The sequence below is a fragment of the Microbacterium sp. FW305-3-2-15-F-LB2 genome (assembly GCF_058787255.1).
This window is the reverse complement of record NZ_JBYSZO010000001.1, coordinates 1,623,223-1,635,282: the sequence shown is the minus strand read 5'-3', so window position 1 is coordinate 1,635,282 and position 12,060 is coordinate 1,623,223. Positions and strand designations below refer to the sequence as shown.

At 65.9% G+C, this 12,060-nt stretch carries 7 protein-coding genes; all 7 read left to right on the top strand.

Translation table 11 applies throughout. The annotated features are described in order from the left end of the window. The first annotated feature begins 38 nt into the window (after positions 1-38). Positions 39-2,456, top strand: coding sequence for a phosphoketolase family protein (locus AC3WLZ_RS07870; protein ID WP_492469666.1), 2,418 nt, complete (start codon positions 39-41; stop codon positions 2,454-2,456). Then, positions 2,453-5,656 (top strand): beta-phosphoglucomutase family hydrolase, encoded by a 3,204-nt coding sequence (locus AC3WLZ_RS07865; protein ID WP_492469665.1) that lies wholly within the window; start codon positions 2,453-2,455, stop codon positions 5,654-5,656. The genes AC3WLZ_RS07870 and AC3WLZ_RS07865 overlap by 4 nt, the downstream gene beginning before the upstream one ends. Then, a complete protein-coding gene (locus AC3WLZ_RS07860; protein ID WP_492469664.1) occupies positions 5,653-6,702 on the top strand; it encodes a type II glyceraldehyde-3-phosphate dehydrogenase in 1,050 nt (349 codons plus the stop codon). The genes AC3WLZ_RS07865 and AC3WLZ_RS07860 overlap by 4 nt, the downstream gene beginning before the upstream one ends. A gap of 37 nt (positions 6,703-6,739) precedes the next feature. Next, on the top strand, positions 6,740-7,495 hold the full coding sequence (locus AC3WLZ_RS07855; RefSeq protein ID WP_492470955.1) for an SDR family NAD(P)-dependent oxidoreductase: 756 nt from the start codon (positions 6,740-6,742) through the stop codon (positions 7,493-7,495). A 404-nt stretch (positions 7,496-7,899) separates the two neighbouring features. After that, positions 7,900-8,109 (top strand): helix-turn-helix domain-containing protein, encoded by a 210-nt coding sequence (locus AC3WLZ_RS07850; protein ID WP_104238857.1) that lies wholly within the window; start codon positions 7,900-7,902, stop codon positions 8,107-8,109. Further along, positions 8,110-11,385, top strand: a complete 3,276-nt coding sequence (locus AC3WLZ_RS07845) for a helicase-related protein (protein ID WP_492469663.1) — start codon at positions 8,110-8,112, stop codon at positions 11,383-11,385. Further along, positions 11,378-12,046, top strand: a complete 669-nt coding sequence (locus AC3WLZ_RS07840; protein ID WP_458041501.1) for a DUF4391 domain-containing protein — start codon at positions 11,378-11,380, stop codon at positions 12,044-12,046. Before AC3WLZ_RS07845 ends, AC3WLZ_RS07840 begins: the two co-directional genes overlap by 8 nt. The last annotated feature ends 14 nt before the right edge of the window (positions 12,047-12,060 follow it).

Genomic DNA, 12,060 nt, shown 5'->3' with positions numbered 1-12,060 from the left:
ATCCCACACAGGTACCACGCAGAGAAAGCGATGAACTGATGACCACACGCTCTACTCCCATACACGCCGATCCGGTCCTGGATACGTCGCAGCTGGAGCGCATCAACGCCTGGTGGCGGGCGGCGAACTATCTCTCGGTCGGGCAGATCTACCTGCTGGATAACCCGCTGCTGCGGGAGCCGCTGCTGCCGGAGCACATCAAGCCCCGGCTGCTCGGGCACTGGGGCACCACGCCGGGGCTGAACTTCATCTACGCCCACCTGAACCGGGCCATCATGGAGCGCGACCTGGACACCATCTACGTGATGGGTCCGGGTCACGGCGGCCCCGGGCCGGTCGCGGCGGCGTGGCTTGAGGGCACCTACACCGAGACCTACCCGGACATCACCCAGGATGCGGAGGGGATGCGCCGGCTGTTCCGGCAGTTCTCCTTCCCGGGGGGCATCCCCAGTCACGTCGCCCCCGAGACACCCGGGTCGATCCACGAGGGTGGCGAGCTGGGGTACGCCCTCTCGCACGCCTACGGCGCGGCGTTCGACAACCCGGACCTGATCGTCGCTGCGGTGGTCGGCGACGGCGAGGCGGAGACGGGACCGCTGGCGGCGAGTTGGCAGTCCAACAAGTTCGTCAATCCCGCTCGTGACGGGACGGTGTTGCCGATCCTGCACCTGAACGGGTACAAGATCGCCAATCCCACGGTGCTGGCGCGGATCAGCCCGGAGGAGCTCGATCACCTGCTGCGCGGCTTCGGGCACACCCCGTTTTATGTCGAGGGCGATGACCCGGCTCGGATGCACCAGGACTTCGCCCGCGCCCTGGACGCCTGCCTCGATGAGATCAGCGAGATCAAACGACGGGCGCGCGGGGGGAACACGGAACGGCCGCGCTGGCCGATGATCGTCCTGCGCTCCCCGAAGGGGTGGACGGGGCCGGCGGAGGTGGACGGCAAGCAGGTTGAGGGCACCTGGCGCTCGCACCAGGTGCCGTTCGCCCAGGCCCGGGAAAACGACCAGCACCGCGCCATCCTCGAAGCATGGCTGCGCAGCTACCGGCCGGAGGAGCTCTTCGACGAGACTGGCGCACCCGTCCCGGAGGTGATCACGCTGCATCCGGAGGGCACCCAGCGGATGAGCGCCAACTTGCACAGCAACGGCGGCGGCCTGCTGAGGGATCTGCGGATGCCGGACTTCCGCGACTACGCCGTGCCGGTGGAGACGCCAGGCACGGCCACCGGGGAATCCACCCGCGTCCTCGGCACCCTGCTGCGGGACGTGATGGCCGGCAACATGGAGACCTTCCGTGTGTTCTCACCCGACGAGAACAACTCCAACCGGCTGGACGCCGTGCTCGAGGCCACCGACCGCGCCTGGAACGCCGCCACCATCGACGGGGACGACCATCTGGCCGTGGACGGGCGGGTGATGGAGATCCTCTCCGAGCACACCATCCAGGGCTGGCTGGAGGGCTACCTGCTCACCGGGCGGCACGGGTTCTTCTCCTGCTACGAGGCGTTCATCCACATCGTCGACTCCATGTTCAACCAGCACGCCAAGTGGCTGGACACCACCAACAGCATCCCCTGGCGTCGCCCGATCGCCTCCCTGAACTACCTGCTCACCTCGCACGTCTGGCGGCAGGACCACAATGGCTTCTCCCACCAAGACCCGGGGTTCATCGACCACGTCGTGAACAAGAAAGCGGACGTGATCCGGGTGTACCTGCCGCCGGACGCCAACACCCTGCTCTCGGTGGCCGACCACTGCTTGCGCAGCCGTCAGTACGTCAACGTCATCGTCGCCGGCAAGCAGCCCCAACTGCAGTTCCTGGACATGGAGCAGGCCATCGAGCACTGCGCCAAGGGCATCGGCATCTGGGACTGGGCCAGCAGCGACGACGGGCAGGAACCCGATGTCGTCATGGCCTGCGCCGGAGACGTGCCGACCCTGGAGACCCTCGCCGCGGTGACGATTCTCAATACGCACTTCCCCGACCTGCGAATCCGGGTGGTCAACGTCGTGGACCTGATGCGGCTGCAGGACGAGCGGGCACACCCGCACGGGCTCTCCGACCGAGACTTCGACGCCCTGTTCACCACGGACACGCCGGTGGTCTTCGCCTATCACGGCTACCCGACGCTGATCCACCGGCTGACCTACCGGAGGGCAAACCACGGCAACCTGCACGTCCACGGCTATCAGGAGGAGGGCACCACCACCACGCCGTTCGATATGTGCGTGCTCAACGAGCTCGACCGGTTCCACCTGGCCATCGACGTCATCGACCGGGTGCCACGGCTGCGCGACGTCTCCGCGCATGTCCGGGAGGAACTGCGCAACGCCCTCATCCGGCACAGCGCCTACATCCGCGAGCACGGCCAGGACCTCCCCGAAATCCGCGACTGGACGTGGGGCGGGGATGACAATGTTCCTCCGGCTCAGGTCGGTGCGCCCAGATGAACGGGGCGCCCGGCATCCAGGGTGCTCACGACCTGGATGCGGTCTATGACGCGGTCCTTTTCGACATGGACGGTGTAGTCACCAACACCGCCGCGATTCACGCCGCCGCGTGGAAGCAATTGTTCGAGCAGGTGCTCCGGGACCCGCGTGTTCACGTGGACGATCCCGAGAGGACCTTTGACGCGGTCACGGACTACCGCCGATATGTCGACGGCCGCAGCCGCGAAGATGGCGTGTCCGCCTACCTGGACGCCCGGGGGATCACACTTGAGCCTGGCAAGCCTGACGACCCCCCGGAGGCGTGGACGGTCGCCGGGCTCGCCGCCCGCAAGAACGACCTATTCCTGGCGGAGCTCGGCGCTCGCGGACTGCGCTCCTACCCCGGGACGACGGCGCTACTTACCCGGCTACGCAACGCCGGCGTTCCGGTCGGCCTGGTCACGGCAAGCCGCAACGCGCAACAGATGCTCGCAGCGGCCCAGCTCACGGAGCTGTTCGACACCGTCGTGGACGGTCAGATCGCCTTGGAGCAGAGGCTTCCCGGCAAACCTGACCCGGCGATGTTCTTGGAGGCAGCCAAACGCCTGGGTGTCACACCGGCGCGCGCCGCCGTCGTCGAGGACGCCGTCTCGGGGATAGAGGCCGCCCGTCAGGGTGGATTCGGGCTCGTTGTCGGGATCGCCCGTCAGGGCCACCGCGAGGAGTTCGAGGCGGCCGGGGCGGACATCGTCTTGAACGATGTGGGCGAACTCGATCTCGGCGCGAAGGTCGCCGATCCGTGGGTACTCGTCTATCACGGGTTCGACCCGGCCCACGAGGGGCACCGCGAAGCGTTGACGGCCCTGGGCAACGGGTACCTGGTCACCCGGGGTGCCCGCCCGGAACACACCGATGACGGAACCCACTACCCCGGGACATACCTCGCAGGGGTCTATAACCGCCTCGTCAGTAGCATCCACGGCCGGAGCCTGGAGGAGGAGCACCTGGTCAACGTGCCCAACTGGCTCCCGCTGGACATTCGGGTCGGCAACGGTCCGTGGTGGTCGAGCGGGCGAGTCACGACGCACGAGGAACGGCGCGAGGTGAACCTGCGGTCGGGAACATCGACCCGTTGGGTGACGCTCGTGGGTCCGCGCGGGAAGCGTCTGAGCGTCGTCCAGCGATCCTTCGTCTCGATGGACGATCCGCATCTGGCGGTGCTGGAGACCACGGTCGTCGCGCTCGGGTGGAGCGGCCCGGTCACCCTCCGGGCGGGCGTCGACGCCGGTGTCCGCAACACCAATGTCGCCGCCTACATCGGGTCCGACACCAGCCATCTGTCTCCGCCGACGTTCACGCAGGTCGGCGACATCCTTCTCTGCGAGGTGCAGACCAAGCAGAGCCAGATACGGATCGCCACGGCCATCCACCTGCACCTCACCGGGGCGGACGCAGCCTGGCAGGAGGCGGGCACGAGACACGGACGTCGATACAGTAGGGAGGTCGAACTCACACTGGTGGGTGGGGAGCCGGCGACGCTCACCAAGACGGCCTCGATCTTCACCTCCCGCGACTCGGCGATCGCCTCACCGGGGACGGCCGCTGTCAAGCGACTCCACGACCACGCCGGAGACACCGTCGGCGCACTCGATCGTCACCAGACCGCCTGGGAACGACTCTGGCAGCGCTTCGCCATCACCATCGACGCTGACCCGCGCAGCCAACTCGTGCTGAACCTTCACATCTTCCATGTGCTGCAGAGCCTCTCACCGCACACAGCCGACCTGGACGCGGGCGTGCCGGCCCGTGGCCTGCACGGAGAGGGCTACCGAGGACACGTCTTCTGGGACGAGCTGTTCGTGCTTCCCGTGCTCGGTCTGAGGCTGCCCCCGGTCGCCCGCGCGCTGCTGGACTACCGATGGCATCGTCTGGCAGCCGCCCGCACAGCCGCACGAGAGATCGGCCTGCCGGGTGCGCTCTTCCCCTGGCAAAGCGGCAACGATGGCCGAGAGGAGACACCGGACCAGCTCTACAACCCTCGCTCTGCACGATGGATGCCCGACAACTCGCGCCGCCAGCGGCATGTGGGGCTGGCGGTCGCCTACAACGCCTGGCAGCACTACCAGGTCAGCGCCGACCGCGACTGGCTCGCCGAGCGAGGCGCGGAACTCATCATCGAGGTCGCCCGGTACTTCGCCGCATCCGCCGTGCACGACCCCGCGACCGACCGCTTCCACATCGCCGGCGTGATGGGCCCCGACGAGTACCACGACGGCTACCCCGACGCCCCGGGAGAAGGGGTCCGCGACAACTCCTACACCAACGTGATGGTCGCCTGGGTGTGCCACCGCGCCGGTGACGCACTTCAGGAACTGGTCGGCCACGCCCGCGACGATGTCATCGACCGTCTGCGAATCGACGACGACGAGATCGCGCGCTGGGAACACGTGAGCCGGCGCCTCGCCGTCCCGGTCGATGCCGACGGGGTCCTCAGCCAGTTCGACGGGTACGAGAGCCTCCTCGAACTGGATTGGGCGGGCTACCGGGACCGGTACGGGAATATCGGTCGCCTCGACCTCATCCTCGAGTCCGAGAACGACACCACCAACCGGTACAAACTGGCCAAGCAACCCGACGTCGTCATGCTCGTCTATCTGCTTGGCCAGGACGGACTGAGACAACAGCTGGGCCACCTCGGCTACCCGTTCTCGCAGGACGACCTCGTCCGCACCGTCGCCTACTACCTAGAGCGCACCGCGAACGGGTCCACGCTCAGCCGAGTCGTGAACGCCTCAGTTCTCGCCGGCCTCGACGAGTCCCGGTCGTGGTCCCTGTTCCGTGAGGCGCTCATCGCCGACCTGGACGATACCCAAGGGGGAACGACCCGCGAAGGCATCCACCTCGGAGCGATGGCCGGCACCGTCGACCTCATCGCTCGATCCTTCGCCGGCCTGCAATTCGACTCGAAGCAGATCAGCTTCGCACCACGACTCCCAACACGACTGGCGGACCTCCGCTTCCAGTTCGCCTACCGTGGGCACCGGATCGACGTCGACCTGAACCACGAAACCCTCCACGTCCACCTGCTTCCCAGCCTTGCGCCACCAATCCGGTTCAGAACAGGGGAGACCCGGGTGTCGCTGGCCGGGGACGAATCCCATGACTTCCCGCTGACCCGCATTCGCAATTCGCACGACACGATAAGAAAGGCACGTTCATGAACAAGATCCAAGTCGCCGTCAACGGCTACGGGGTTATCGGGAAGCGCGTCGCCGACGCAATACTGCTGCAGCCGGACATGGAGCTCGTCGGCGTCGCGGATATCGCGACTGACTGGCGCATCAAGTCCGTAACCAACCGGCTGCCCTTGTTCGCCTCGACGGAGGACGCCAAGGTGGCGATGATCGCCGCCGGGCTGCGACCGCTGGGGACGCTCGACGAGTTGCTGGAGTTCTCCGACATCATCATTGACACCACGCCTAAGCATGTGGCGGCAGGCAATCTGGGTCGGTACCGCACCGCGGGGGTCAAGGCGGTGTTCCAGGGCGGCGAATCCCACAAGACGACCGGACACTCCTTCGTCGCTCAGGCAAATTACGAGAGCGCCCTCGGCCGGGACACCACCCGGGTGGTGTCCTGCAACACGACCAGCATCGTCCGGGTGCTGGGAGCACTCGACAATGCGGGACTCCTGCTGCGTGCCCGCGGCGTGCTCATCCGCCGCGCCACAGACCCGTGGGAGTCGCACTTGGGCGGCATCATGAACACGATGGTCCCCGAGCCCACCATCCCCTCCCATCAAGGCCCCGACGCGCAAACTGTGCTGCCCGGCCTCGACTTGGTCACGATCGCCGCCAAGGGCGCCCACACGCAGACGCACAACCACTACTGGACGATCCAACTGACCCGCCAGGCGACATGGGAAGAAGTGCTTGCCGCGCTGCGCGCCGCCCCCCGAATCGCGTTCATCCGCATGTCCGACGGTCTGGTTGCCCTCAACTCCACAATCGAACTGATGCGCGACCTCGGCCGCCCCCGAGGCGACATGTGGGAGGTGGCGGTGTGGGAGGACCTCGTCACCGTGCAAGGCGACGAACTCTTCCTGACCTACCAGGTCTACAACGAAGCCATCGTCGTACCCGAAACCATCGACGCGATCCGCGCACTGACCCGGACCGCCCCCGACGCCGCCTCCTCGATGCACATCACCGACACCACTCTCGGGATACTCAAGGACTTCCTGGCTCCCGCCACCCCGAACAGCTGAACCAGAGCATCACCACACGAAGGAGAAGACGATGGCGATGGAATCAATATCAGGACGCTTCACCGGGAAGACCGCCGTGGTCACCGGCGCGGGATCCGGCATCGGCAGGGCCACCGCGGTGCGGCTCGCGCAGGAAGGCGCCCGCGTGGTCGCCACCGACATCAGCGAGCCGCGGCTGCAGCAGCTGAACGCCGAGCTACCGGCGCTCGGCTTCGTGACGGTGGTTGGCGACGTCAGCTCGCAGGCCACCGTCGACGCCGTCCTAGAGGCGGCGCAGGGACGCGTGGACGCCCTCGCGAACGTGGCAGGGATCATGGATGGATTCCTCCCACCCGCCGAGCTTGTGGACGACGTCTGGCAACGGGTCATGGACGTGAACGTCACCGCGATCATGCGCCTGACCCGCGCCGTTCTTCCGTCCATGATCCAGGCCGGCCACGGCTCGATCGTCAACGTCACCTCGGAGGCGGGCCTGCGTGGATCCGCCGCCGGCACCGCCTACACGACCTCCAAGCACGCCGTCATCGGCTTCACCAAGAGCACCGCATTCTTCTACACCCCCAGCGGGGTCCGGTGCAACGCGGTCGCCCCTGGGGGCGTCGCCACCAACATCGAGGCACCGTTCAAGTCCCAGTTCGCCGCCGAACGACTCGGACCCTTCATGCAGGTCAATGTGCCTCCGGTCGCCACCTCCGAGGAACTCGCCGCAGCAATCACTTGGCTGCTCAGCGACGACTCGACCAACATCTCCGGTGCCGTGCTTCCCAGCGACGGCGGCTGGATCGCGATCTGACGGCCATGCACACTCCAGCCCACCGCGATGGGGCGGGCACTAAGGCTGCTCTCCTTCGCGTTACAAGTCCACCACCGCGGCCGCGTCATCAATGTGGCGGTCGGTCACGCCGTCTGGCCCATGCGGCTCGGTGCCCGCGATCCGGGGTGCCGAGCGACTACACCGACGAGCTGTTGTCCGCTGGCCAGACCAGCAAGGTGCTCTCCACCGGACCGACCTGCATCCCCCCGACTATCTCGCCGAGCTCGCCAAGCTGCAGGACGGGGCATGCTCATTCGGGGTGATTTGGGCATCTGACACCGCTCTGGGCAAGCTCCACCGGGGATACTCGGTCAAACCCGGCTTAAGCGGCCTCCGTCATCGGTAAGGTGAGAGGGGCGAGGCACGAGCGGAGGGAGGAGCCGATGGCGGAACCTTGGCTGTCTGCCGACGACATCGCGAACCATCTCGGCATCACGAAGGACACCGTGTACGCCTGGATCGCCGACAAGGGGATGCCCGCCCACAAGATCGGGCGGCTCTGGAAGTTCCAGGTCTCCGAGGTCGATGAGTGGGTGCGGCGCAAGGGTGCGTCGGACTCTGACACCCCGGGCTCGACACAAGGGCGGGACTGAGTGCGCATCATCGACAATGTCAACGAGCTGCTCGGTGACGACATGAAGGCAGAGGTCAGGCCAGGCTCCAAGCTGCGCATCGCCGCCTCGACGTTCTCGATCTACGCGTTCGAAGCGCTCAAGCGTGAGCTGTCGCAGATCAAGGAGCTGGAATTCATCTTCACCGCTCCGTCGTTCAACACCGTGAAGGCGACGGACAAGCCCTCGCCGGAGCGTCGTCAGTTCGAGGTGCGGCATGGTCGCGGCTCGGAGTCGACACTGTATGGCTCCGAGTTCGAGATCCGTCTACGGAACAAGCTCACGCAGCGCGCCATCGCGCGCGAGTGCGCCGAGTGGGTGCGCCAAAAGGTCACCTTCCGCTCGAACCGAACGGGTGCCCCGATGCAGCCGCTCGCTGCTGTGGATGATGCGGCGGGGTACTTCCCAATCCAGGGCTTCACGACCGCCGATCTCGGCTACGAGCGCGGGCCGGCGACGTCGAACTACGTCACCAAGTTCGAGGGCACGAGCGAGACTCGCCAGTTCGTGCAGCTCTTCGACCAGATCTGGCACAACTCGGAGCAGCTCGATGACGTGACGCAGACGGTCTATGACCACATCGCGAGCGTCTACGCGGAGAACTCGCCGCAGCGGGTGTACTTCCTGATTCTCTACAACCTCTTCTCCGAGTTCCTCGACGACATCAACGAGGACGTGCTGCCGAACGACCTGACCGGCTACCAGGACACCGAGATCTGGAACGCGCTCTACAACTTCCAGAAGGACGCCGCGACGGGCGTCATCAACAAGCTGGAGACCTACAACGGCTGCATCCTCGCCGACTCGGTCGGTCTTGGGAAGACGTTCACCGCGCTCGCCGTCATCAAGTACTACGAGCTGCGCAACAAGTCCGTGCTCGTGCTCGCGCCGAAGAAGCTCGCCGAGAACTGGACGAACTACAACGCGAACCTGACAACGAACGTCTTCTCGAAGGACCGCTTCAATTACGACGTGCTGGCCCACACTGACCTTTCGCGCGAGTCGGGGGAGTCACTGGGCATCCCGCTCGACCGGGTGAACTGGGGCAACTACGACCTCGTGGTCATCGACGAGTCCCACAACTTCCGCAACGCGGACTTCACGACCGAGAACGAGACTCGGTACCAGCGCCTCATGCGCAAGGTGATCCGCGAGGGCGTGAAGACGAAGGTGCTGATGCTGTCGGCGACACCCGTGAACAATCGCTTCAACGACCTGCGTAACCAGCTCGCGCTGGCCTACGAGGGAGACTCCGCACAGCTTGCCGCGAAGCTCAATATCTCCACGACGGTGGAGGAGGTCTTCCGTCAGGCGCAGCGCGCCTTCAACGAGTGGTCGGACTTGCCGCCCGAGGATCGCACATCGGAGGCGATCCTGTCCCGCCTGGACTTCGACTTCTTCGAACTGCTCGACTCGGTGACGATCGCGCGCTCGCGCAAGCACATCCAGGCGTTCTACGACACCTCCGACATCGGTGCGTTCCCGGAGCGACAGCCGCCGAAGTCGGTGCACGCGCCGCTGACCGATCTGCCGGACGCTCCGACGTTCAATGAGATCTTCGACCAGCTCCAGTCGCTCACGCTCGCGGTCTACGCGCCGCTCGCCTACGTCTTCCCAAGCCGGACAGAGAAGTACGAGCGGCTCTATGGCAACGTCGGCGGTGGCCGCAACATCGCGGGCGGGTCGGTCGCGAACCTCGGTGCGGCGAACCGCGAAAAAGGCATCCAGAAGCTGATGACCGTCAACCTCCTGAAGCGGTTGGAGAGCAGCGTGGAGGCGTTCCGCCTCACGCTCAACCGTCTGGAGATGACCGTCGCGGAGGCGCTGGAGGCGATCGACAACCACGCCAGCGCGGTCACGGACGTCGCGTCGAGCCTGGCCGACCTGGATGCCGACGACGACGATTTCGAGTTCCCCACGAGCGGCACCGTCGGCAAGAAGGTGCAGATCGACCTTGCCGATATGGATGTCGAGTCGTGGAACCGGGATCTCTCCCACGACGGGCTCGTCATCTCACGACTCCTCGCCTCGGTCGAAGCGATCACCCCCGAGCATGACCTGAAGCTGCGCATCCTCAAGGAGCTGATCGAGGCGAAGTTCGCCGAGCCGATCAACCCTGGCAACCGCAAGGTGCTGATCTTCTCGGCCTTCGCTGACACCGCCTCCTACCTCTACCGGGAGCTCAGTCCTGCGCTGAAACGTCGCGGCTACGAGTCTGCGCTGGTCACCGGCCAGGGCAACCCGAGCACGACGCTCGGCAGAGGCTACGGCTTCCAGCAGACCCTCACCCTGTTCTCCCCGCGCTCGAAGCAGCGCCATCTCGTGATGCCCAAGGAGTCGAACGAAGTCGACGTGCTCATCGGCACGGACTGTATTTCGGAGGGCCAGAACCTCCAGGACTGCGACTACCTCGTCAACTACGACATCCACTGGAACCCGGTCAGGATCATTCAGCGCTTCGGCCGCATCGACCGCATCGGATCGACGAACGAGCGCATCCAGCTCGTGAACTTCTGGCCCGACATCTCCCTCGATGAGTACATCAACCTCAAAGAGCGCGTCGAGAACCGCATGGTCATCGCCGATCTCGCCGCGACCGCCGATGACAACGTGCTCACGCAGGGGTCGAGCGATGCCGCATTCCGCAAGGAGCAGCTCCGCAAGCTCCAGGACGAGGTCATCGAGCTGGAGGACGTGCGTACCGGCATCTCCATCACCGACCTTGGGCTCAACGATTTCCGCATGGACCTGCTCGGGTACATCAAGGAGTATGGCGACCTGGCAGGCACGCCCAAGGGCCTGCACGCCGTCGTGCCGGCCAATCGCGAGAAGGGGCTCAAGCCGGGTGCACTGTTCGCGCTGCGTAACATCAACGCCGACGAGATGCTCCACCGGGGCAACCGCCTGCACCCGCATTACCTCGTCTACCTCGACGACGAGGGCAACCTCATCGCCGACCACACTGAGGTGAAGTACCTGCTCGACCTGATCCGCGCCGGGTGCCGCAACCGCGACGAGCCCGCCTGGGAGGTGTGCCGGGTCTTCAACGCGGCCACCCGCGACGGCGCGGAGATGGGCAAGTACAGCGGTCTGCTCACCGAGGCGATCCGCTCCATGATCGACGTGACGGAGGAACGCGATGTCGATAGCCTCTTCAGCCCCGGCCACACCACCGCGCTCGTGCAGACCATCGCCGGGCTTGACGACTTCGAGCTGATCGCGTTCCTCGCCATCGTCGAGGAGCCTGCCGGTGACTGATGCGCCCCAGACCCCAGCCCTCTACCGCTGGCCCCCGGCCGCGAAGTTCGGCCGCGTGGTGCCGAAGACGAAGTTCTACGAACACGGCAGCGTGCGCACCGTGCTGCGCGAGAAGTTCGTCGGTGACATTCAGCGCATCACTTGGGCCTACAAGCTCGCCGAATCGACGATCCGGCTGAAAGGCACCGAGGCGGTGCCGGAGATCCAGGTCTTCACCGTCGAGACGAAGGGCGGCGATGTCGGCGACGACGTGTTGACCGCCATCGACAAGGCGGTCCACTTCCCGATCCTCTTCGAGGTGTCGAGGGGTGATGAGGTGCGCATGGTCGCGGCCCACAAGACGCTCGGTGGCACGACTCCGAAAGTCGGTGCGTACTTCACGACCGCGTGGCTTCCGCTCGATACCGCCCGCACTCCGCTGCCGACCGCCATCGACCTGTCTGCCCTCTACGAGGCGCTGCTGGCGCCGCTGCTCCCCGTCGCGTCACGCCGCGGCGAGTCCGTGTCGGCTGCCACCCAGAGAATGGAACGGGCGAAGAAGCTCGAACGCGAGATTGCTGCACTGGAGCGCAAGCTCCGCACCGAGCCGCAGCTCAACCGCAAGGTAGAGCTGCGGCGAGTACTGAAGGACCGCCAGGCCGCACTCGCGGCACTGGTATGAGCGCACCAAGAGGA